Consider the following 24,268-nt stretch of genomic DNA (forward strand, 5'->3'; position numbering starts at 1 on the left):
TCCACATTTGTTGATGATGAAATTATATTATTTAATATTAAAAAGATAAGCACAGTAATAATAAGTTTAAAAAAAAGAAAAACTATATGAAAAAACAAATACTTTTGATGGGGATATTTCTTATTTCCAATGTTTTTTTAGCACAAACAAGCAGACTTTGGAAGGAAGCGTCTCAAAAAAATACTTCGGAAATCTTTGAAAATAAGACCAGCATTCTTCACCCCAAAATTTATAATCTTGATTTTGATAATTTAAAGAATGTTTTAGCGAAAGCACCCAAAAGATTTGCTGTTAAAGGAAAGTCTGATGTTATTGTTTCTTTCCCAAATTCTAATGGTAACTTTGAAAGTTTCAAAGTAAGAGAAAACTCAAATTTCGATCCTGAATTAGCAGCAAAATATCCGGATATTAAATCTTATGTTGGTGTAGGTGATGATGACCCTAGTTCTACTATTTATTTCAGTATTTCACCATTGGGATTATCTTCAATGGAGATTTATGGAAACAAATCAGCGGTTTTTATCGAGCCATATACAAAAGACCTTTCAACTTATGTTGTTTATAAAAAATCAGATAAAAAAGAGAGTTTAGATAAGTTTGAATGTACTGTGCTGGATGTTGCTCAAAAAGGTCTGGATAATTCTGATCTTACCGCAAGACCCAATGCTGATGATGGAAAATTAAGAACTTTCAGATTAGCCTTATCTTGTACAGGTGAATATACAACCTATTTCGGAGGAACAGTAGCGGGTGCATTGGCAGCGATGAACAATACAATGACTCGTGTAAATGGAGTTTTTGAAAAAGATTTCTCTGCAAGAATGATCATTATTGCAAACAATAATGCTGTAATTTATACTGACGCAGCTACAGATCCTTATTCTCCTTCAGCCCAAATGAATAACTGGAATGCTCAGTTACAGAATACTTTAACTGCGACGATTGGAGAAGCAAACTACGATATCGGCCATTTATTTGGGGCAACTGGTGGTGGTGGAAATGCTGGTTGTATTGGTTGTGTTTGTACCAATGGATCAAAAGGAAGTGGATATACTTCCCCGGCAAATGCTATTCCATCTGGTGATAGTTTTGATATTGATTATGTTGCCCATGAAATGGGGCATCAGTTTGGAGGAAATCATACATTTTCTCATAATATTGAATCAGCAGGGGTAAATATGGAGCCCGGTTCAGGATCTACAATTATGGGGTATGCAGGGATTACCAACCAGGATGTGCAACAACATTCAGATCCATTTTTTCATGCTATAAGTATTCAGCAGATTACCAATAATATTAAAACAAAAACCTGCCCGGTAATTACAAATACCGGAAATGCTATTCCTACAGCTGATGCAGGATTAGATTATATCATTCCGAAGGGCACTCCATTTATGCTTACAGGAACGGGCACTGACGGAGATGGAGATGCTCTAACCTATATTTGGGAGCAAATGGATAAAGCTGTTGCTGGACAAACCGGAGCAAATTCTGCGGCAACTGCAACAAAAGCTTCTGGTCCTACTTTCAGATCTTGGACTCCACAAACTACTCCTATTAGATATTTTCCAACAATGACTTCAGTATTAGCTGGAGCAACTACTACTCAAGGTTTGGCAATTCCTGTAGAAGCTTTATCAAATGTTGCCAGAACCTATAACTTCAGGTTTACCACTCGTGACAATAGAGCGGGAGGTTCTGGAAACAATTCTGATGATATGGTAGTTACAGTGAATGCAGCTGCAGGCCCGTTTACCGTAACTTCACAAAATACTACTGGCGTTGTTTGGACTGAAGGTCAGTCATATGCAATTACATGGAATGTTGCCAATACAACAACGGCACCGATAAGCGCACCTAATGTAACAATCCTGTTGTCAAAAGACGGCGGTCTCACGTTCCCAACTGTTTTGGTGGCAAGCACTCCTAATACAGGTTCTTATAATTATACTGTTCCAGGCGGTCTTGGTACAATTTCCAATAATGCCAGAATTATGGTAAAAGCTGTTAATAATATATTCTTTAATGTCAATTTACAGAACTTTACAATTAATTCATCAGTGGTAGTAAACCCACCACCAAATCCAAGAGATCCGGTAACAGTCCCTACAAGAGTTTACCAGGGACTGATGATATATCCCGTGCCTTCCAACGATGGGTATGTGTATATCAAAGCTGATTTCCCTAGACAGGTTCCACTTCGTCCTTATGTTATTACCTACGAATTATTTTCAATGGATGGAAAGCTGATTGTTCCTAAAAAGACCAAATATATATTTGATCAACTTCTGGAACAGATTAACTTAAAACATTTGCCTACCGAATCCTATATGATTCATGTTACTGTAGACGGAGAGAAAATTGTTAAGAAATTAATGATGATACCTAAGTAAACTATCCAAATAAATTATATAAAAAAACCGTTCATCTGAACGGTTTTTTTATTTTTTATTGCAATTTAGTCTTGTTGAAATTCACTGATGAAATGCAGCTTCACATTCGGGAATTTTTCCTGAGTCATGTGAATCGTAAACGAAGAATCTGCGAGGAATACAAGCTGATCATATTTATCTCTGGCAAGGAAACGCTGCTTTAATCTTGCAAACTCCTTAAACTCGTCAGATTTTTCATCTGCTTCCACCCAGCACGCCTTATGCATAGAAAGAGGTTCGTAGGTACATTTGGCACCATATTCATGCTCCAGACGGTACTGGATAACCTCATACTGAAGTGCTCCTACAGTTCCGATGATCTTTCTGCCGTTCATTTCAAGAGTAAATAATTGGGCAACTCCTTCATCCATCAGCTGATCAATACCTTTGGCCAACTGTTTAGCTTTAAGCGGATCGCTGTTGTTGATATAACGGAAGTGTTCCGGAGAGAAGCTTGGCACTCCTTTGAAGCTCAGTTTTTCACCTCCTGTTAACGTATCACCGATCCTGAAACTTCCTGTATCATGAAGACCAACAATATCCCCAGGGAAACTTTCATCCACAACCTCTTTTTTATCAGCAAAGAATGCATTAGGGGAAGAGAATTTCATTTTTTTGCCTTCTCTTACCAACAGGTAATTTTCATTTCTTCTGAATGTTCCCGAAACAATTTTTACGAACGCAAGTCTGTCTCTGTGCTTCGGATCCATGTTCGCGTGGATCTTGAAAACGAATCCTGTAAAATTATTCTCTTCCGGCTTTACAAGTCGTATGTCACTTTCTTTAGGCTGTGGCATTGGAGCAATTTCAATAAATGCATCCAATAGTTCACGCACTCCAAAATTATTTAAAGCCGAACCAAAGAAAACCGGCTGTAAATCACCGTTCATATATTCTTCGCGGCTGAATTCAGGATAAACAGACTGTACAAGCTCAAGCTCATCTCTCAGGTTTTGAGCAGCTTTTTCACCGATCACCTCATCTATTGAAGGATCATTGATATCGTCAAACTTAACCGTTTCACCAACTCTTTGCTTCTTTTCTTCAAGAAACAGCTGGATATTATTTTCCCAGATATTATAAATACCCTGGAAATCACTTCCCATACCGATTGGGATAGATAGCGGAACCACTCTTAACCCCAATTTCTGTTCCACTTCATCCAGAAGATCAAATGCATCCTTACCCTCACGGTCCAGTTTATTAATGAAAACAAGCATTGGGATGTTTCTCATTCTGCAGACTTTTACTAATTTTTCAGTCTGTTCCTCAACTCCTTTTGCAACGTCAATTACAACGATCACAGAGTCTACGGCAGTTAAAGTTCTGTAAGTATCTTCAGCAAAGTCTTTGTGACCTGGTGTATCCAGGATGTTGATCTTGTGATCTTTATATTCAAAAGCCAATACGGAAGTCGCTACAGAGATCCCTCTCTGTCTTTCGATTTCCATAAAGTCGGAGGTAGCTCCTTTTTTTATTTTGTTGGATTTTACCGCACCGGCTTCCTGGATAGCACCCCCGAAAAGAAGTAACTTTTCTGTAAGTGTAGTTTTTCCGGCATCCGGGTGGGAAATGATCCCGAAAGTCTTTCTTTTCTGTATTTCTTTGATTAAGTCTGACATAGTGTATTTTGAAGTTGCAAAAATCGGGATTTTTTATGAGGTTTCAAATAATTTGGGAGAATAAGTTGTGGGATCCGGGTTTGAGTGTGGGAGAGTGGGAGAGTGATAGGGTTTTTAGAGGTTCAAGAGAAGATGTAGGATGATAATTATTAATATTATACAGTTGGGAGAAAAAATAAGCAATTACCTTCAAATACAGTATTTCCATTAAAAAATTCTCTCACTCTCCCATACTGAGATCCGGCACCGTACCTGCGTCCAAGAATTTCCTTTTTTAGTTGCCTAGGGCTTTCAAAAAAATTATCTTTGTTTTTCAAACTTACAGAGAAAAAGTATGGAGAATAGCAGGTATCCGAAGTTTACCTTTACATGGATCGGCGGTCTTGTTTTAGTGGCAGGATTATTTATAGGAACAATGGCTGTTTCTTTTTTCGGCAGTTTTTGGAAAATTGCTTTTAGGGAAAACCTCGAACTGAAAGACTGGTTCCTGATGGTGACCAATGCTGTAGGTTTTCTGACTGCTATTGCTTTTTTCGATTTTTTCATTGTAAGACCTTCAACCGGGAAAAAACTGAACTTCAATTTTTCTCCTACGAATTTTTCTACCTACCTCCTGATATTTCCTATGATGATGGGTATGATGCTCATTTCAGAATTCATAACATCTCTTATTCCTACCACAGGGCCGTTCTGGGGAAAATACTATGAGTTTTTCTCAAAGCTTATGGAGCAGCTGACTTTTGAACCGGTCATCATGATCATTATGACCGTGATCATGGCCCCTATTTTTGAAGAAATTATTTTCAGGGGGATTATCCAGAAAGGACTTATCAACAAAGGGGTAGATCCACGAAGAGCTATTTTTTATGCATCCGTTATTTTTGGGCTAGTTCACGGAAATCCATGGCAGTTTGTAGGAGCCGTATTGCTGGGATGCGTATTGGGGCTGGTTTACTATAAAACAAAATCGCTATTACTGCCGATGCTGTTACATGGGTTTAATAATCTGTGTTCTTCATTGCTGGTTACCTACACCAAAAGTGAGAGCTTTGCAGACGCTTTTAAAATTTCCGAATGGGTTATTCTGGCTGTCGGGATTGTGCTTTTTTCTTTGTTCTATTATCTTTTTACGAAAAAGTATAAAGTACATTACGCTGAAATTTAACAAAATTCGGATATAAAATTAACCGTAAATGATACGGAAAAAACAAATTGAGCAAAAATGAATATAGATATGGAATTATTGGTTGCCACACACAACGAACACAAAAAAGAAGAGATCCAGCAGATCCTGGGAAATCATTTTACAGTAAAAAGTCTTACCGATTATAATATTCATGAAGAAATTGTAGAAGATGGCGACTCTTTCAATGCCAACGCCCTGATCAAAGCAAAATACTGTTTTGAAAAAACCGGAATCCCAAGTTTGGGAGACGACAGCGGACTTGCTGTTGAAGCTTTGGACGGAAGGCCCGGAATTTTTTCTGCACGTTATGCAGGAGATCATGATTTTGCTAAAAATATCGAAAAGGTTTTAAGCGAGCTGGAAGGTCAGGAAAATAGAAAAGCCTATTTCATTACGGTTCTATGTTACTATGACGAGAATGGAGCCCGTTATTTTGAAGGAAAAGTTCACGGAAATTTACTCACAGAAAATAAAGGACATAAGGGTTTTGGATATGATCCCATCTTTGTTCCCGAAGGACATGACAGGACTTTTGCAGAAATGAATCCTGAAGACAAAAACAAAATAAGTCACCGCAAACAGGCATTGGATCTGTTTCTTGACTTCCTTAAAGTAAAAGAATAATTAATTCTATGCGGGTCGTATTTAAACTGACATCCAAAAGATATGTTTAAATTTTCTGTCGTACATTTGTTATAATAAACTATTGATTTGAGTACTTATTTAACGATATTAGGCTTTAATTCAGCTATTCCGACCATTAATTCTTCGCCCACGGCACAGCTGCTGGAAATGGAAGAGAGACATTTTCTGATCGATTGCGGAGAAGGAACCCAGGTACAGCTGAGAAAGGCGAAAGCGAGATTTTCAAAGATCAATCATATCTTTATATCACATCTTCACGGTGATCACTGTTTCGGTCTTCCCGGACTTATCGCCTCTTTCCGTTTGCTCGGAAGGGATATTCCTCTGCATGTTTATGGCCCGAAAGGAATCAAAAAAATGCTGGAAACCATCTTTACCATTACGGAAACGCATCGTGGTTTTGAAGTGGTTTATCATGAGCTGGACAAAGACTATTCCGAAAAAATTTATGAAGACAGCAGGGTAGAAGTATATACCATCCCGCTGGATCACAGAATATACTGTAACGGTTACCTTTTTAAAGAAAAACCTAAAGACAGGCACCTCAATATGAAGGAAATCGCCAAATACAACGAAATCGAAACCTGTGATTACCACAATATAAAAGCAGGCAAAGATGTTGTGCTGAGCGATGGCTATGTTCTCAAAAATGAAGTATTAACCTTGGATCCGGCACCTCCTGTTTCCTATGCTTTCTGCAGCGATACCCGGTATCTTGAATCGGTACTTCCGATTATTAAAAATGTAACGGTTCTGTATCACGAATCCACTTTCCTCCATGACCTGAAAGAAATGGCAGACTATACCGGACATTCAACAGCTTTGGAAGCGGCAACGATAGCCCAGAAAGCTGAAGTGGGAAAACTGATCCTGGGTCATTTCTCAAACCGGTATGCAGACCTTACGGTATTTACGGACGAAGCCAGAAATGTTTTTCCCAACACCTTCCTGCCAAAAGCACTGGAAAGCGTAAAAATTTAAAACCTGTATGCTTAATTTTGAAGAATTGAAAAGCTTTTTGAATGAAAAGGCAGACCAATACAACAGCCCCGATTTTATTGAAGATGATCCCATACAGATCCCGCACCGTTTCAATGTAAAGCAGGATATAGAAATTGCAGGTTTTTTGGCTGCAACTATTTCCTGGGGCAACCGGAAATCAATCATTAAATCTGCAGATAAAATGCTTGATATTATGGGGAATTCACCTTATGATTTTGTATTGAATTATTCTGAAAAAGATCTGGATATCCTTCAGGACAAAAGTATCCACAGAACTTTTAACGGTCAGGATTTTGCTTACTTCATCAGGCAGTTCAACAAGATTTATAAAGAAAATGAGAGCCTGGAAAACTTATTTAAAATAAACGATCAGGAAACTAATTTTCAGCATGCTATTGAAAGGTTCAGAAGCCGTTTTCTGGAACCTGAAAAGCACAGAAGCCACAAACATATCAGCTCGCCTTATAAAAACTCTTCCTCCAAAAGAATTATAATGTTTCTGCGGTGGATGGTGCGAAAAGACAAACATGGCGTAGATTTTGGTATTTGGGAAAATATAGATCAGAAATATCTTTCGATCCCGTTAGATGTACATACGGGAAATATTTCCAGAAAGCTTGGATTGGTTTCCAGAACACAGAACGACTGGAAAACCGTAGAAGAACTGGACGTAGCCATCAGGAAATTTGATGAAAATGATCCGGCTAAATATGATTTCGCCCTATTTGGGCTTGGAGTGACCAAAGAACTCTTATAACACTAAGAAACGATGAAAAAAGAAACTGAAAAAATAGACGCTTTAGAAAAAATAGCGAACGGCATTACATGGTGGGTAGGTTCTATCCCGTCACTCATTGTTCATACTTTATTTTTTATTACCTCATTTCTTTTGCCGATGCTCAATATCGTTGAGTTTGATAAGATGCTTCTGATCCTTACAACGGTAGTTTCTCTGGAGGCCATTTATCTGGCTATTTTTATTCAGATGTCCGTGAACAAAAGTCACGAAAAGATTGAAGATATCCAGGAAGATATTGAAGATATTCAGGAAGATATCGAAGAGATCAGCGAAGATATTGAAGAGATTAGTGAGGATATTGAGGAGATTAATGAAGATATTGAAGACATCCAGGAAGATATTGAAGAGATCAACGAAGACGAAGATGAGGAAGATCATAATGAAAGGGCCAAGAATGTCATTCTGAAAAGCAATGTCAATTCCAATAAGAATGAAATTAAAGCTTTAAAAGATATTATCAGCCAGCTGCAGACAGAAATAGACCAGCTGAAAAAAGAATAATACTACCTGAGTTCGGGTTAAGACATTTCTGTTTTTAATAAGTAAGTAAGCCGAGCAGGGAGGGGGATGTGAGTTGAGGTTAAAAAAACAGTTACAACCCTGTAATTTATTATTCTTTTAAAGACTGCTTCATCAAATTTTACGATAACGTCAGAAATTGTAGGTCTGATAGTAACTTCCAGTCTCCCTCTTCAAGCTTCCAGCCTATTATCCTTAATTTTCTTAATATAAATTATAATTGAACGTAGTTTTCAAGATTAAAAGCAGGCCGTCCGTACAGGTGGTCTGTTTTGTTATGCACATTTCAAAGTTTAAAAATTAAATTCTACTAATTTTGTGGAATATGTAATTATAAAATAAATTTATTATTAATATAGATGTTAAATTAATTGAATTGACTGAAAAAGAGTGTTTTTTATTGATATTTTTGTTACATTTGAACAAATAAAAATAAAATGTTCAATTATAGACTGAATAATTACTTTTTAGTTACAATGTTTCTATTGGCTTCTGTTTCTGCTTTTTCCCAGAAAATGAACAGAAAGCCGCAGCTCGAAAAGTTTAGCACCCAGAGTAAAAAAGCCGGGGCATTTATTGATGTAAATGTACCTACTTATGCGCCTTCCGCGTTCACCATAGATCAGCTGGTAAAAAATGTACTGATTTCCGGAGGATCTGTGTGTGCGGCTCCCAATGTGAGCAATGTAACCATATCACCCAATCAGCCGCCAACAGATACAGAAAGAGCATGGGGATATTTTCATAAAGGAACCACTAATTTTCCTTTTACCGACGGAGTTGTGCTTGTTTCCGGTAAAGCAAGAAGAGCTGGAAATGGATTGGAAGCATCCACATTAAGCGATATTGTTCCTGGAGCCGGGATGAATGACCCTGATCTGGTAGCCGCGATTAATCCACCGGATGACCTTAAAGATGTTGTGTCTCTGGAATTTGATTTCGTCCCGAACAGCAACCAGGTAAAATTTAATTATTTATTTGCCTCAGAAGAATATACAAGTGGATTCCCATGTGGTGATTTTGCAGACGGTTTTGCTCTCCTTCTGAAAAAAGTTGGGGACCCAACCTATGAAAATTTAGCCGTTCTTCCCAATGGAGCAGGACCGGTAAGTGTTCTTAATATTGTACCACTGGGAGTAGGGTGTGATGGAGAAACCATTAATGAGCAATACTTCGGCGGATTGAATACGCAGAATATCGAAACCAATTTCATCGGGAGAACCATACCTCTTACGGCAGTGGCCACAGTTGTTCCGGGACAGACCTATCATTTTAAAATGGTGATGGCAGATGCGGTGGATAATAGTTATGATTCTGCAGTTTTTTTGCAGGGTGGATCATTTGACATCGGAATGACCATCGTGGATGGTAACGGAAATCCTTTGGGGGAAACTCTGAATATGTGTGATAATACACCACAGACTTTAAAAGCACAGGTGTCAACTGTGCCGGGAATGACCTACAAATGGTACAAAAACGGTGTGGTAATTCCTAACGCAACCAGTGCTGTATATATAGCCACTTCACCCGGAGTATACGAAGTAAAAACTTTTGTGGGCGGAACAGAATGTCAGAAAGCAAGCATTACCATTATAGGCGGAACTTCTCCGACGGCTCAGAATGCAATATTGAAGCTTTGCGCGACTCCTACTCTGAGCACTTTTAATTTAGAAGATGCAAAACCACAGATAAGTACAACACCAGGCGCCGTATTTCGTTTTTATGCCAATCAGGCGGATGCGCAAGCTCAAAACAACAGCTTTATTACCAATCTTACCAACTACAATGGTACCGATGGACAGATTATTTATGTAGTCGTTTCCAATGGTGCATTTTGTAGCAAAATTGTGACCCTGACGCTAAGAAGAGAAGAAACACCTGTTGCCCAGATTACTGCTCCGAGAATGAGGATCTGCGAAGGAGAATCTCTGATATTAACAGCGGGAGGCGGTGTAACCTATCAATGGGGAGATACTTCTTCTACCGGGGGAGTAAGAACGGTAAACCCAACCCAGACCACAACCTATACCGTATATGCTATTGGTGCACAGGGCTGTAAATCCCTACAACCCGCATCCATTACCATTGATGTAGTTCCTGCTATCGTATCTACACTAAAAGGAGGGCAGATCTGTGAAGGGGATATGATCCTTTTGGATGCCGGATCAGGACCGGGTTATACCTATGAATGGAGTACAGGAGAAACCACCCAGGGCATTACCGTATCAACTCCGGGTGAATATACCGTTATGATCAGTAACGGGGTATGTTTAAAAGAATTTAAAACCCAGGTAATACGCGCTGTAGTTCCCGAAATTATAAAAGTTGATTATAACGACAGCGGAACAATGGTTCTTACAGCAAGTAATCCTAGTAACGGTACATTAGAATATTCTGTAGACAACGGCTTTACCTGGCAGGCGTCCAATGTATTCTCCAATGTTCCTAAGAATACCGTAATATCCATCCGTGTCAAAGTGAAAAATACCAGCTGCGTAGGATTTCTGGAATACTTTACATTTGTTATGAAAAATGTAATCACACCAAACGGAGACAACGTAAATGATATTATTGACTTTAGCGGAGTAAGCAGTTACAAAGATTTTCAAGGGTTCGTTTTTGACCGTTACGGAAGAGAAGTGTTCAAAGCCGGAAAAACAAGGCCGTATTGGGATGGCTATTTCCAGGGAAAACGTCTCCCAACTGCATCTTACTGGTATCAGGTAACCTATCAGGATCCTGCCAGTAAACAGACAGCAGTGAAAACAGGATGGATTCTTCTTAAAAACTTAGAATAATCTTTTATATAATTTATAGAAAGGCTGGCATTTTTGTCAGCCTTTCTTATTATTTTCAAACAAAGCAAATTTATATTGCTGAATAAATAAACTTGCATTAGTGATAATGTAAATTGTGCTAAATTAAGTTTCAATCAAAAAAAATAGTATTTTTGTTTAAAATACTATAAAATGTTAAATAGGAGGATTGGAAATTTATTTTTGGCGTTATTTTTTGCATTCATCGGCAGTTTGGTTTTTGCTCAAAACACAGACAGAGCAGCGATACCTGCAAAAAAAGCTAGTGCCGCCTCTATGAAAGCAGGTGTTTTTATAGATGTAAATACACCCAATTATCCGGAGTCCGGCTACAGCATTACACAGCTGGTAAAAGACGTTTTGATTTCCGGAGGAGCCTGTTCCACGTCCAATGTAAGTAACGTCACTGTTTCCCCCAATTTATCAATAAATGATCCTGGCCGAAGCTGGGGGTTTTTTAATAAAGGAACCACAGCTTTTCCTTTTGCAAAAGGAATTGTTCTTTCCACCGGATATGCTGCAAAAGCAGGTAACAGTTATCAGGGAATTTTAAGTGACGGCCTGAATACTTTTGGAGATACAGATCTGGCTGCGGCTTTGGGAATCAATAATGGTGAACTGAGAGATGCTACCTACATAGAATTTGATTTTGTACCGGCTTCTACAGAGGTTACATTCAGATACCTGTTTGCTTCCAAAGAATATGCTCCCGCATTCCAGTTTGCATGTACCAAATCAGACGGATTTGCTTTACTGTTAAAAAAAGCAACTGATCCTAATTATACCAATCTCGCAGTACTTCCTAACGGAGCAGGCCCCGTGAGTGTAACTAACATACATCCTGCAATTTCCGGAAGTTCTGGCTGTGGCCCTATAAACGAACAGTATTTCGCAGGGATCAATAACCCTATTGTTGAAACTAACTTTGATGGACGTACCGTTCCTTTGACCGCAAAAGCGACTGTAATTCCAGGCCAGACCTACCACTTCAAAATGGTCTTGGCAGATTTTAGTGACAGGAGTTATGACTCAGCTGTATTTCTGGAAGCGGGATCATTCGACATAGGGGTGAAAATTCTCGATCCTGCCGGAGTGCAGCTTCCTGATACAGTTTATATGTGCGATAATGCACCTCAGACATTTACAGCCTCTGTTCAGGTTCCTAACGTTACCTATCAATGGTTCTTAAATAATAACCCTATTCCCGGTCAAACCGGAGCTAGTTATACTGCTACGCAACCAGGTGTATACAGTGTTCAGGTATTCATCCAGGGAAACACATGCCCGGGAACGGGAACCATTACAGTAGTTGGAGGAACTTCCCCTACCGTACAGAATGCGACCCTGACAGCCTGTTACGCTGCTGGAAATGCAACCTTTAATTTACCTTCTGCAGACGCTTCTATAAGTACAACTCCTGGTGCAACATTTACATACTACTTAAACCAGGCAGATGCGCTTGCCGGAAATGCAAATACCATTCCCAGCCCTGCCACCTATTCAAGCCCTGGAGGACAAACAGTATATGTTCGTGTTAAAAATGGCTTCTGTTTCAAGGTAGCAGAGTTGCAGCTGATAAAAGCACCTCAGATGACTGCATCAATTTTGCCGCCCGCGGTATTAACCTGTGCCAGCTCGCAGACCACTTTAGATGCTTCAGCTTCTGTTTATCCTGCGGGATCTACTTTTAACTGGACGACAACCGGAGGAAATATCGTTTCAGGAGGAAATACATTAACTCCGGTTATCAATGCTCCGGGGACTTATACTTTAACAATATCAAAAACGTATCAGCCGGGACCTGTTACTTGTACCGCTGTTGCCAATGTTACAGTTACAGGAGACAGTGCTCCACCTGTAACCGGACTTACAGCAAGTAAAACACAGATATGTAGTGGTGAATCGGTAACTTTAACTGCTTCAGGAGGTACTACTTATAATTGGACGGGCCTTCCCGGAACAGGTAATACTCAGACAGTATCACCTACTGCAACTACTACGTATACAGTAAGTGCTGTAGGAGCCAATGGATGTGTATCTCAAAATCCTGCCACAATCACTATTGAAGTTTCACAGCCCATCACTGTACAGAATGCTATATTACATAAATGTTATGCTCCGGGACTTACCTATGACCTGACAACTGCTCAGAGTCAGATCACTTCTGCAGGAGCAGGTGTTACTTTTACCTATTATATCAATCAGGCTGATGCTCTTGCGGGAAATGCTAATTTTATTGCAGCGCCAACAACCTATTCGCCACCGGGAAATCAGACTATATATGTATTAGTAAAAAACGGAGGATGTCATTATGTAGTTTCCCTTCAGTTACTAAGAACAGCCGAAACAACACTTACGATAGCAGCACCGCAGGAAATAACCTGTACAACCCCTCAGACTACATTGAATGCTTCGGCATCTGTAGTGCCTGCTGGATCTACTATTGCATGGACAGCAACGGGAGGGGGAAATATAGTGTCAGGTGCCAATACGCTTAATCCTGTAGTGAATGCAGGAGGGACCTATACACTTACAGTTACCAATGTATCGCAGCCGGGAAATTTAACCTGTACCTATACAGCAACAGTTACCGTAACGCAAAATACAACATTGCCAACGGCTACTCTTGTTTCCTCTCAACCCAGAATATGTGTCGGAGAATCAGTAACGCTAACTGCTTCAGGAGGTGCAACCTATAACTGGACAGGCCTTCCCGGAAACGGAAATACCCAGGTGGTTTCTCCGGTTGTTACTACCGTTTATGAAGTATTTGCAGTAGCAGCTAACGGATGTGTTTCTGCAACCCCGGCAACAGTTACTGTAATAGTTGGGCCACCAACAGCAGGCATATCCGCATCCAAATCAAAAATATGTGTCGGAGAATCCGTTACTCTTACGGCTACCGGAGGAATTACTTATAACTGGGTAGGCCTTCCCGGAAACGGAAATACTCAGGTGGTCTCGCCAACCGTTACTACGGAATACTCAGTGTATGCATTGGGAGGTAATGGTTGTAGTTCTGTACTGCCTGCAAAGGTGACCATTGAGGTGGTACCGGCTATTGTATCTACATTAGAGGATGTATATGTATGTGCCGGCGATACAGGGGTTCTAGATGCTGGTGCAGGTACTAACTATACTTATTTATGGAGCACAGGTGCAACTACCCAGACTATATCGACCAATGTTCCCGGAACCTATACCGTTACCATCAGTAATGGAGTATGTTCTAAGACTTTCACCGGAAAATTATTAAATCCAGATCTCCCTCAGTTTACAAATATAGTATATGATAATCATGTGCTTACCCTTACATCAAGCAACCCTACGGGAGGTGAATTGGAATATTCAATAGATGGAGGTGTGGTATGGCAGTCGTCCAATATATTTTATAATGTCTTAAATAATACAAACTACCATGTGATGGTAAGGGTAAAAGATGCAAATTGTAGTACCTCACTGGATTATTTCACATTTGTAATCAGTAATGCCATAACACCTAATATGGATGGAGTAAATGACACAATAGATTTCTCAGGACTTAGGGGATATAATAACTTTGCAGCATCAGTTTTTGACCGGTATGGTGCAGAACTTTTCCGGGCAACCAAAACCGATGCTGTCTGGACAGGTTCTTTAAAAGGAATGAACCTGCCTACAGGCACTTACTGGTATAAAGTACAGTGGGAGAATCCGGCCAGCAAAAAGCTGGAACAGCGATCAGGCTGGATATTGCTAAAAAACAGAAACTAATAGATAAACCTTCCATATTTGGGAGGTTTGCTTTTTTTATATTAAAAATTTTATAAAAAATATAGGATATATTTAGAAATAAATTAAATTTGTTGAAACAAAAGTATTATGCGAAGAAATCTACTATTCATTTTATTTTTCTTAGTCGTTTCGACATTTTTATTTTCACAAACAACAGGCCCCCGAAAACCTCCTAAAGATAAGCCTGCAGGATCAGTTACTCAAAAAGCGGGCAATTTTATTGATGTGAATACTCCGGGGTATGCGGAATCCAGCTATTCTATTACGCAGCTGGTGAAAGATGTCCTTATCTCTTCAGGAACAAATACTTGTGTAACGCCTGCAGTATCCAATGTGAAAATTACACCTAACCATGCTGTGAGCGATGCAGACAGATCATGGGGATATTTTCATAAAGGAACTACCAATTTTCCTTTCAAAGACGGGATTGTACTTTCTACAGGAAAAGCAAGAAGAGCAGGAAACGGACCTGAAGGAAACCTGAGTGATAATAATGGTGGTGGTACAGATTCAGATCTTGCACAGGCTATTGGATCTACCGGAACGCTGACGGATGGTGTTCTTTTGGAATTTGACTTTACCCCTACAACATCACAGATCAAATTTAATTATATTTTGGCTTCGGAGGAATACTCCGGCTCATTCCCATGTCAGTATGCAGATGCTTTTGCTATTTTGCTTAGACCGACATCTGGAGGACCTTATCAGAATATGGCGGTGCTTCCAAACGGTGCCGGTCCTGTAAGTATTACGAATATCCACCCGTTAATTCCTGGCGGTGGCGGTTGTGCTGCAGTTAATGAACAGTATTTTGCAGGATATAATACAGGCAATGTTGAAACCAATTTTGAAGGAAGAACAATTCCTCTTACTGCAACTGCGACTGTAATGGCAGGGCAGGAATATCACTTTAAAATGGTTGTTGCTGATTATGCACCGGGAAGCTTTGAAGATCATGGCTGGGATTCTGCTGTATTTCTGGAAGGAGGATCATTTAATATCGGTGTAGAACTTCTTGATCCCAGCGGTGCTACATTACCTTCAGAAATCAATGTCTGCGATAATGAACCGCAGATAATTACAGCATCAGTAAGTGACCCTAACTTATTATACCAATGGTACCTCAACGGAGCTCCGGTAGCTGGTGCCACTACTAATACGATTACGGCTGTACAGCCAGGAACTTATACTATCGAAGTAAGTGTTCCCGGAAATCCTTGTCCGGGTAAAGCAACCATAGAAATTCACGGGGGAACCACTCCGCAGGCCCAGGATGCAACACTTTTACTGTGTTCTACGCCGGATATTACCACTTTTGACCTGACGAATGCTATGCCGTCAATAAGCCCGACACAGGGAGCTGTATTCAGATTCTATGTAAATCAGGCTGATGCTGTGGCTCAGAATAATAACTATATTCAGAATATTTTAAATTATAACGGTACAGATGGGCAGATTCTGTATGTTGTAGTTTCAAACGGAGGTTTCTGCAGCAAGATGATAGAATTAAAGCTACTAAAAGAAACTACACCTAAGGCAGGGATAAAATCTTCCAGAATTAAAATATGTCCGGGAGAAGCGGTAACTCTTACGGCTGAGGGAGGTGTTACCTATCAATGGGTTAATTTTCCGGGTACAGGCAATACACAAACTGTAACTTTGTATCAGACTACAACATTTTCTGTGTATGCAGTGGGGACAAAAGGCTGTCGTTCTTTAAATCCTGCTACCATAACCGTAGAGGTTACCCCAGAGATCACTTCACCTTTAAAAGATGTGGAAATGTGTCTGGGTGATCGTGTTACTTTAGATGCAGGTGCTGGACCTAATTATAAATACTTATGGAGTACCGGAGCTACAACACAAACTATTACTGCAGACAGCTGGGGTGTTTATACGGTAGAAGTGGATAACGGCTTCTGTAAAAAGATCTTCACCGCGAAAGTAGGTGGTGCAGCCACTCCTTTCGTGACAGCAGTGAATTATGAAAGTGCTAAAAAAACCGTGATGATTATTGCGGAAAATCCCATGATGAATAATACCCCAAGTACTTTAGAATATTCTATCGACAATGGAATCACGTGGCAGGAGTCAAATATTTTCACCAACCTTTTGGACAATACAAATTATACCGTATTGGTGAGAAGAGTAGGAACTCATTGTGTGGGAACCTTTGATTTCTATACGCTGCAGATCAATAATATCATTACACCTAATGATGATGGTGTAAATGATATTCTGGACCTTACAGCATTGGTTGGATTCAAAAATTTCACAGGATCTGTTTTTGACAGATATGGAGTGGAAATGTTTAGATTCTCTAAAGAAAAACCTGTATGGGATGGAACAGTGGGTGGAAAAAAACTTTCTACAGCAACTTACTGGTATAAATTTAATTTCGAATATCCTAAGTCAAAAATTCAGATGAACTGGTCCGGATGGATCATGCTTAAGAATCGAGAATAAAATACAGAAATCATGCATAGAAAAGCCTTTCAAGTGAACTTGAAAGGCTTTTTATTTTTTTGAAATAGACTACTTATTGATTTTGTTTCCAGAGATTGGCAAAGCCTATAAAATCCAGAACGCTGAGCTCTTCCGCCCTCTTGTCCAAAAATTCGTGGGTCTTTAAAGCTTCAGGAATATTCAATATTTTCAAGGAGTTTGAAAGCTTTTTTCTTCTCTGGTTAAACCCTGCTTTTACAATCTGCTTAAAAAGAACCTCGTTTCCGGCCAGACCTTCTTTTGGATTTCTGGTCAGTCGGATGACTCCTGATTTTACTTTCGGAGGTGGATTGAACACATTTTCATGAACGGTAAACAGATAAGAAACATCATAATAGGCCTGGATCAGAACAGAAAGAATACCGTAATCTTTAGTTCTGGGTACTGCAGCTGTTCTTTCCGCAACTTCTTTCTGGAACATTCCTACCATTTCAGGAATCTGCTGATAATAATCAACAATCTTAAAAAGGATCTGCGAAGAGATATTATAAGGAAAATTACCAATAATGGCAAGCTGCTCTCCATTGATAAAATGGAAGTCCTGTTTCAGGAAATCTCCTACAAAAGTATTTTCTGTAATCTTTGAATAGTTCTTTTTCAGGTATTCAATAGATTCGGTGTCTATCTCTGCCAGATAGATAGTCTGTTCTTTTTCAAACAGATATTTGGTAAGGACGCCCATTCCGGGACCTACTTCCATGACATTTTTATAGTCTTCAAAACTAAGACCCTCCACGATTTTTCTCGCGATATTTTCATCTGTCAGAAAGTGCTGTCCAAGATGTTTTTTTGCTTTTACACTCAAAGTTTTTTATGATTTTATTAACAATGATTTTCTTTATTTCTCCCCAAATTTCGGAAGATTTTTTCTAATTTAGCCAAAAATTTTAATATTAATGGCTAAATCTGTAGATGAGTTTAATAAGAAAAGGCTTCGGTCAAGCAATATTACAGTCGTAATAAGTATCGCATTAGTGTTATTTTTATTAGGATTAATGGGGCTTATTTTAATTAATGCCCAAAAGTATTCTGATTATATTAAAGAGCAGCTGGTAGTAAATGCTTATTTTGATGAAAACTACGATGCGAAAGATTCTGTAAAGATTGCAAAACTGGAGGAAGAAACTTTTAAAAAGGTACAGACCTTAGCTCCTGTAAAAAAAGCAACGTATATCTCACGGGACATGGCGGCTCAAGAAGCCAAAAAAACAATGGGGATAGACAGCGATGCACTTTTTGAGGAAAATATTTTCCCTTCATCCATCGAAGTTGCATTAAAGCCAGAATACGTAGATCCTGCAAAAATTGACGGGGCAATTAAAGTGATCAAAGCTGTTCCGGGTATTGTAGATGTTAAGAATGACAGCACTTTGATGGTGGATGTTTACAATAATCTAAGCAGAATCCTTAAGTGGATCCTGGGATTCTCTATTCTGTTTCTTGTCTTGGCAGTAGTACTGATCAACAACTCGATCAGACTTAAAATATTCTCCAAAAGATTTATCATTAAAACCATGCAGCTCGTTGGAGCAAAAAGAAGATTCATCCTTAAGCCGTTTATCATCGAAGCCATTATTTTAGGGGCTATCGGATCAGTGATTGGACTTCTGGCACTGGGAGGAGTTTGGTATTATTTTACAAGTCAGATTGGTTCGGCTTTCGTACAGGATAACAACCAGTATTTCTGGCTGATTGTTTTAGTGCTTGGAGTAGGAATTTTTATTTCTGTTTTAAGTACCATTTTCGCTACATGGAGATTCTTAAAATCAAACGTTGACGATCTATATTACTCTTAATAATGAGCAAAAAAACAAATAAATTTGCCGCTTCAGAGTTTGGCAAAGAAACCGAAGTACCACAGGAAAATACCTTTTACTTCGGACAGCAGAACTTTAAGTGGATGCTGATAGGACTGGCTTTTATCATAGTAGGCTTCCTGCTGATGATGGGGCCGGATGCTAATACAGTAGATGGTAAATTTGATCCTAACTCATGGAATGACGGTATTTTTTCCATCCGAAGGATCAGAATTGCACCACTGTTTATAGTGATAGGCTTTGGAATAGAAGTTTATGCTATTTTAAAAAGAAAATAAATTAATACATTCTTTATTTAGAGATTAAAAGGTTAAGTGGTTTAGAACTCGTTCTAAATTTCAGAATCTTTTAATCTTTAAATTTTTATATACACCAAAATATGGATTTAATTAAAGCAATCATTATTGCTATTATTGAAGGGCTTACAGAGTATCTTCCTATTTCTTCTACGGCACACATGGGATTTGCAGCGAACCTTTTGGGTCTGCAAGAGGATGAGTTTCTGAAAATGTTTCAGGTGTCTATTCAGTTCGGTGCTATTTTATCCGTTGTAGTGGCTTACTGGAAAAAATTCTTTGATCTGAAAAATCTCCAGTTTTATTATAAGCTTGCTTTTGCAGTTGTTCCGGCATTGGTTCTGGGGTATTTATTTGATGATAAAATTGAATCCGTCCTTGGAAACCAGATCGCCATTTCTTCAGTACTTGTATTGGGAGGTATAGTTCTGCTTTTCGCAGACAAATGGTTCAAGAACCCTACAATTGATGATGAAAAAGGGATTACCATAAGAAAAGCAATCACAATAGGCTTCTGGCAGTGCCTTGCGATGATGCCTGGAACCAGCCGCAGTGCAGCTTCTATTATTGGAGGAATGTCACAGGGGCTGACCAGAAAGGCTGCTGCAGAATTTTCTTTCTTCTTGGCCGTTCCGACAATGCTGGCAGTAACGGTATATTCTGTTTTCCTGAAAACATGGGGGAAAGAAACTGGGAACCCTCAGAAAGGATATGAAATGATTATGGCATCTCAGGATCACATTATGATCTTCATAGTAGGAAATATTGTAGCATTTATTGTAGCGTTGATTGCCATTAAAGCATTCATCGGAGTACTGAACAAATATGGTTTCAAACCTTGGGGTTGGTACCGTATCTTTGTAGGAATTGCTTTGTTGATCTATTTCTATTTCTTTAAATAAGCCTATGAAAAGTAATATTTTTAAAATATTGGCTTTTTCCGGCCTGATCGTGTCCTGTGCTCCGGCACATACGCTGTTTGTAAAAAATAATACAGGAGAAAGAGTAGAATTTTTCGTTGAGCTGAAAGAAAAAAATCTTGCTGAAGATCTACTGATCTGTAAGGAGCTTGTCCCGGACGAAAAACTGGACCACAAACCTTTTATGGAATATTCCAAAGAAGGAAAATGTTACCGCCAAAAAATTACATCTGTTAGCAAAACCAGCTATAAATTTAATTTACCTGAAAATTACACAGTGAACATTGCTCCGAATAATTCAGTGTACCCTTTTCAGAATATATACTACTTCATTGGTGATAAAAAATGCTTTGTCAATGTAGAAAACGGACCTGACTGCAAGCAGAAGGTCAATAAGTTGCCAAGCTTAGTAAGTATCACCGAAATTTTAGAATAATGACAGCTGAAGAACTGCAAGCAGGATATGTATTCTTATTGGATAAACCTTTGGATTGGACCTCTTTCCAGGCGGTTAATAAGATGAAGTATAAGCTCAAAAGAGAATTTAATCTTCCCAAGAAATTTAAAATAGGCCACGCAGGAACCTTAGATCCGAGAGCAACCGGTCTGCTTATTGTCTGCTGCGGAAAATTTACAAAGAAAATTCCCGAAATTCAGGATGCTCCCAAAGAATACTGGACGGAAATCAAAATAGGAGTACAGACAGAATCCTATGATACGGAAAAACCAGAGATCCTTCATCAGGATATTGCCCACGTTACAGAACAGCAAGTCAAAGAAACTCTTGAAAAATTCGTTGGGGAAATAGAGCAGAAACCTCCGGTATACTCAGCTATAAAAATTGATGGACAGAGAGCTTATAATTTAGCCAGAGCAGGAGAAGAAGTTGAAATGAAATCCAGGAAAACGACAATCTTCCACATTAAAGATATTAACATTGAATTTCCTTTGGTCAGCTTTACGGTAGGATGTTCAAAAGGCACCTATATCAGAAGTCTGGCTCATGATATTGGACAGGAGTTGGGAGTGGGAGCTTATCTTACACAGCTTAGACGCACCAAGATCGGAGATTATACGATTGAAAATGCAACACCTGATTTCTTAGAGAATGAATATAAATTCGAAAGCTTATGATCAAAAATTTCCTCTTGCTTTTAGGGCTGTTATTTTCCGTTACTTACTTCTCGCAGGAAACGGAGACTAAAAAAGCCAAAATGGATTTTTACTTTAACCCATCACTCAATATCGGCTATAATCTTCAAAACAGAGATAATCAGTTTACGGATTCGCAGTATATTGAACCAAAAAGGATTGGTAAAATAACATATGGAATATCAGCAATAGGCGGTTACAATTTTCTTCCTAACTTTGCACTCGGAACAGGATTTAAATACAGTTTTATAGAAGACAATTACCATCTGGTCTACTGGATGATCCAGCCGAAGATCATATTCAGTCCGGGTGACCGTCCTTTTTATATTGATTTAAATTATGGAAAGCAGCTTAATCATTCGGCGATTTCTGATTCCGAATTTTGGGGAGCAAGATTGGGAATCATGGTTTCCTACTCAAAAAGGCTGAGCCAAGAAGGTGGAATTACTTTTGAAGGGCATCAGCTGAATGGTAAGTCTAATGGCTTTTTCATTGGATTAAGTTACGGAATTACTATTTTCAGCAATAAAAATTATACAGGTTACGGAGAAGATTAATGGAAAAAACGCGCATCAATAAATATTTATCAGAAGTTGGCTATTGTTCAAGAAGAGCCGCTGATAAACTTTTGGAAGAAGGAAGGATAACAATTAACGGAAAGGTCCCGGAAATGGGAACCAAAGTTTCTGATGAAGATCTTGTAGAAGTAGATGGAAAACCGATCCGTGAACCGCAGGATAAGCCCATCTACATCGCTTTTAATAAGCCTGTGGGGATTGTATGCACTACAGATACCAAACGTGAAAAAAACAATATCGTTGACTATATCAATCATCCGAAAAGAATTTTCCCGATCGGAAGATTGGATAAGCCTAGTGAAGGTCTGATTCTTTTGACCAGTGACGGCGATATCGTAAACAAAATTCTAAGGGCAAGAAATAACCACGAAAAAGAATATATTGTTCGTCTTGACAAACCAATGTCACCCAAATTCCTTGATAAAATGAGGAATGGTGTTCCGATCCTGGATACCGTCACTAAAAAATGTGAAGTTGAAAGAATCGACGATATGACGTTCCGTATCATTCTTACTCAGGGACTGAACAGACAAATCCGAAGAATGTGCGAATACCTCGGCTATGAAGTGAAAAAACTGAAACGTATCCGTATTATGAACATCAAGCTGGATCTTCCCGTTGGAAAATGGCGTGACCTTACAGAAGAGGAACTGAGTTCACTTAACAACCTCCTTTCTGATTCTGTCAAAACAGTCGATTAAGATTATATCATAAATAATATGACGGTAAGCAGGGGATATTTCTCCTGCTTACTTTTTTTATTCCTGTTTTCTGGTAAGGGAAATCAGAATTTCTGTCTCCAATTAATCTATCTGAAGAAATACAATAGAAAAGGTACTTTGGATGTTGTTTTTTCATAATATTCACACATTGGTGTAATATTTTTAGTTTGTTAGTGAAAATATATTATATTTATAATAATAACTATTAAAACTAAAAACCATGAAATTTAAATTTAATCTACTTTCTCTTATTATTTTAATAACATTTTCTAATTGTCAGAATGATAACCATAATCAGGATCTTCCACACGATTCTTCTTTTTACATTGACTATAGAAGCTTGAAAGGATTACCAGATGGAATAGCTGTCATTGAGCTTGATCCTGAAGCCCCAAATTTTGGACATATTAGCAGCCAACTTGAATTAGGCATTGGGGTCTTGCCTCATCATCTTTATTATAATCAGAGTGCAAACAAATTATTTACCACTGCTTTAGGAGGGAGTTATCTCTACCAGATAAAAACGGAAAAAGACAAAAACGGACAGCCAAAATTAGTTAATGCAATACCTATTGATACAGGTGAGAATACAGTAGGCGAAAATTTGTTTTTTACCAATGATGGAAGATATTTTATGACTTTCATGGGAGGCGCAGGAGGGCCAAAAGATGGCAGTATAGGTGTTTTTAACGCAAATAACAACCAGCTTATCAAAACTATTAAAGCACCGATTCAAACCAATCCCAATCAATTTATTATGTATCCGCATGGTATTTCTGTTAATGAGGAAAAAGGAATAATGATGGTCACCTCAACCATTCACCCGGATCTTACTACTGGAATGGGAAACACCTGTACTTTATTAGATCTGAATACCTATGAATTAAAAGAGACCTATCTGGTAGCAGACTCACAAACGGATATGTCCAGTCCTGTCGAGGTTCTGTTGCTACGGGGGAAATTTCCACAATACGCCCTTGCAACAACAATGCTAGGTGGCGATATCTGGATTGCTCCATACAATGCTGCAACCAAAAAATATGATGCTTTTAGTAAAATATTTGACGGAAGCACACAAGGATTAGGCTGGGCACTCGAAATGTACATCGATGATAACAGCAAGCTTTATGTAAGTTTTGCAGATCCCGGAAAAGTTTTGGTCTTTGATATAAGTAATCTTCCTCAACTAAAGCTTTTAAAAACTCTTACCGCGGATAAAGGAGCACATCACATGGTTTTCTTTAAAACCAAAAAAGGAAAAGAAGTTGTAGCAGTACAAAATAACCTGTTGAACATTCCTAACTTAAATTCCGGCACCATCAGTGTCATTGAAATTGAGACAGGGAAAACATTAGGTACCGTCGATTTACGAACCAAATATGGAATACTACCTGAATCAATTGAAGGAACCAATGGTCCCAGCAGCTACATGCATCACTAAAACTTAAAATAATACGCCAGATCAGAAACTACCCAAAATAGC

Annotated in this window: 19 protein-coding genes; 17 read left to right on the forward strand and 2 right to left on the reverse strand. The window is 38.8% G+C overall.

Annotation, left to right across the window (positions count from 1 at the left end):
• Positions 1-86: 86 nt before the first annotated feature.
• On the forward strand, positions 87-2,393 hold the full coding sequence (locus DRF61_RS19890) for a reprolysin-like metallopeptidase (protein WP_111960347.1): 2,307 nt from the start codon (positions 87-89) through the stop codon (positions 2,391-2,393).
• A 65-nt stretch (positions 2,394-2,458) separates the two neighbouring features.
• Here DRF61_RS19890 and DRF61_RS19895 read toward each other — a convergent pair whose 3' ends face one another.
• Positions 2,459-4,054, reverse strand: coding sequence for a peptide chain release factor 3 (locus tag DRF61_RS19895; RefSeq protein WP_111960349.1), 1,596 nt, complete (start codon positions 4,052-4,054; stop codon positions 2,459-2,461).
• Positions 4,055-4,388: 334 nt separating this feature from the next.
• On the opposite strand from DRF61_RS19895, the gene DRF61_RS19900 reads away from it, so the two are divergent.
• The 8 genes from DRF61_RS19900 (at position 4,389) to DRF61_RS19935 (ending at position 17,261) form a co-directional block, all read left to right on the forward strand.
• Positions 4,389-5,219: a CPBP family intramembrane glutamic endopeptidase gene (locus DRF61_RS19900; RefSeq protein ID WP_111960351.1), complete on the forward strand. Its 831-nt coding sequence runs from the start codon at positions 4,389-4,391 to the stop codon at positions 5,217-5,219.
• A gap of 57 nt (positions 5,220-5,276) precedes the next feature.
• The gene (rdgB, locus tag DRF61_RS19905) at positions 5,277-5,864 is read left to right on the forward strand and encodes an RdgB/HAM1 family non-canonical purine NTP pyrophosphatase (RefSeq protein WP_262901771.1); all 588 of its coding nucleotides are present in this window, start codon (positions 5,277-5,279) and stop codon (positions 5,862-5,864) included.
• Positions 5,865-5,951: 87 nt separating this feature from the next.
• The gene (locus tag DRF61_RS19910) at positions 5,952-6,866 is read left to right on the forward strand and encodes a ribonuclease Z (RefSeq protein ID WP_111960353.1); all 915 of its coding nucleotides are present in this window, start codon (positions 5,952-5,954) and stop codon (positions 6,864-6,866) included.
• Positions 6,867-6,873: 7 nt separating this feature from the next.
• A complete protein-coding gene (locus tag DRF61_RS19915; protein ID WP_111960355.1) occupies positions 6,874-7,644 on the forward strand; it encodes a TIGR02757 family protein in 771 nt (256 codons plus the stop codon).
• A gap of 12 nt (positions 7,645-7,656) precedes the next feature.
• On the forward strand, positions 7,657-8,187 hold the full coding sequence (locus DRF61_RS19920; protein ID WP_111960357.1) for a DUF1003 domain-containing protein: 531 nt from the start codon (positions 7,657-7,659) through the stop codon (positions 8,185-8,187).
• A gap of 455 nt (positions 8,188-8,642) precedes the next feature.
• Positions 8,643-11,003: a choice-of-anchor L domain-containing protein gene (locus DRF61_RS19925; protein WP_111960359.1), complete on the forward strand. Its 2,361-nt coding sequence runs from the start codon at positions 8,643-8,645 to the stop codon at positions 11,001-11,003.
• Positions 11,004-11,174: 171 nt separating this feature from the next.
• Entirely contained in the window at positions 11,175-14,774 is a 3,600-nt protein-coding gene (locus DRF61_RS19930) for a choice-of-anchor L domain-containing protein (RefSeq protein ID WP_111960361.1), read from the forward strand.
• Positions 14,775-14,882: 108 nt separating this feature from the next.
• A complete protein-coding gene (locus DRF61_RS19935; RefSeq protein ID WP_111960363.1) occupies positions 14,883-17,261 on the forward strand; it encodes a choice-of-anchor L domain-containing protein in 2,379 nt (792 codons plus the stop codon).
• Between the two features lie 73 nt (positions 17,262-17,334).
• Here the strand turns inward: DRF61_RS19935 and rsmA are convergent, their stop codons facing one another.
• Entirely contained in the window at positions 17,335-18,105 is a 771-nt protein-coding gene (gene rsmA, locus DRF61_RS19940) for a 16S rRNA (adenine(1518)-N(6)/adenine(1519)-N(6))-dimethyltransferase RsmA (RefSeq protein ID WP_111960365.1), read from the reverse strand.
• A gap of 91 nt (positions 18,106-18,196) precedes the next feature.
• Between rsmA and DRF61_RS19945 the strand changes: the two genes are divergently transcribed.
• The 8 genes from DRF61_RS19945 to DRF61_RS19980 all read left to right on the forward strand — a co-directional run bounded on the left by DRF61_RS19945 (position 18,197) and on the right by DRF61_RS19980 (position 24,226).
• Positions 18,197-19,096 (forward strand): cell division protein FtsX, encoded by a 900-nt coding sequence (locus DRF61_RS19945; protein ID WP_111960367.1) that lies wholly within the window; start codon positions 18,197-18,199, stop codon positions 19,094-19,096.
• Between the two features lie 2 nt (positions 19,097-19,098).
• Positions 19,099-19,395: a DUF3098 domain-containing protein gene (locus DRF61_RS19950; RefSeq protein ID WP_111960369.1), complete on the forward strand. Its 297-nt coding sequence runs from the start codon at positions 19,099-19,101 to the stop codon at positions 19,393-19,395.
• Positions 19,396-19,496: 101 nt separating this feature from the next.
• Positions 19,497-20,315 carry an undecaprenyl-diphosphate phosphatase gene (locus DRF61_RS19955; protein ID WP_111960371.1) on the forward strand — a complete coding sequence of 273 codons (819 nt, stop codon included), beginning with the start codon at positions 19,497-19,499 and terminating at the stop codon, positions 20,313-20,315.
• Between the two features lie 4 nt (positions 20,316-20,319).
• A complete protein-coding gene (locus DRF61_RS19960) occupies positions 20,320-20,769 on the forward strand; it encodes a hypothetical protein (protein ID WP_111960373.1) in 450 nt (149 codons plus the stop codon).
• Positions 20,769-21,467, forward strand: a complete 699-nt coding sequence (gene truB / locus DRF61_RS19965; protein ID WP_111960375.1) for a tRNA pseudouridine(55) synthase TruB — start codon at positions 20,769-20,771, stop codon at positions 21,465-21,467. Before DRF61_RS19960 ends, truB begins: the two co-directional genes overlap by 1 nt.
• Positions 21,464-22,042 (forward strand): hypothetical protein, encoded by a 579-nt coding sequence (locus DRF61_RS19970; protein WP_111960377.1) that lies wholly within the window; start codon positions 21,464-21,466, stop codon positions 22,040-22,042. Before truB ends, DRF61_RS19970 begins: the two co-directional genes overlap by 4 nt.
• Positions 22,042-22,764, forward strand: coding sequence for a 23S rRNA pseudouridine(2604) synthase RluF (rluF, locus tag DRF61_RS19975; protein WP_111960379.1), 723 nt, complete (start codon positions 22,042-22,044; stop codon positions 22,762-22,764). The genes DRF61_RS19970 and rluF overlap by 1 nt, the downstream gene beginning before the upstream one ends.
• Before the next feature lie 241 nt (positions 22,765-23,005).
• The gene (locus DRF61_RS19980) at positions 23,006-24,226 is read left to right on the forward strand and encodes a YncE family protein (protein ID WP_111960381.1); all 1,221 of its coding nucleotides are present in this window, start codon (positions 23,006-23,008) and stop codon (positions 24,224-24,226) included.
• The last annotated feature ends 42 nt before the right edge of the window (positions 24,227-24,268 follow it).

It is taken from the genome of Chryseobacterium lathyri (genome assembly GCF_003290185.1).
Lineage (GTDB): Bacteria > Bacteroidota > Bacteroidia > Flavobacteriales > Weeksellaceae > Chryseobacterium > Chryseobacterium lathyri.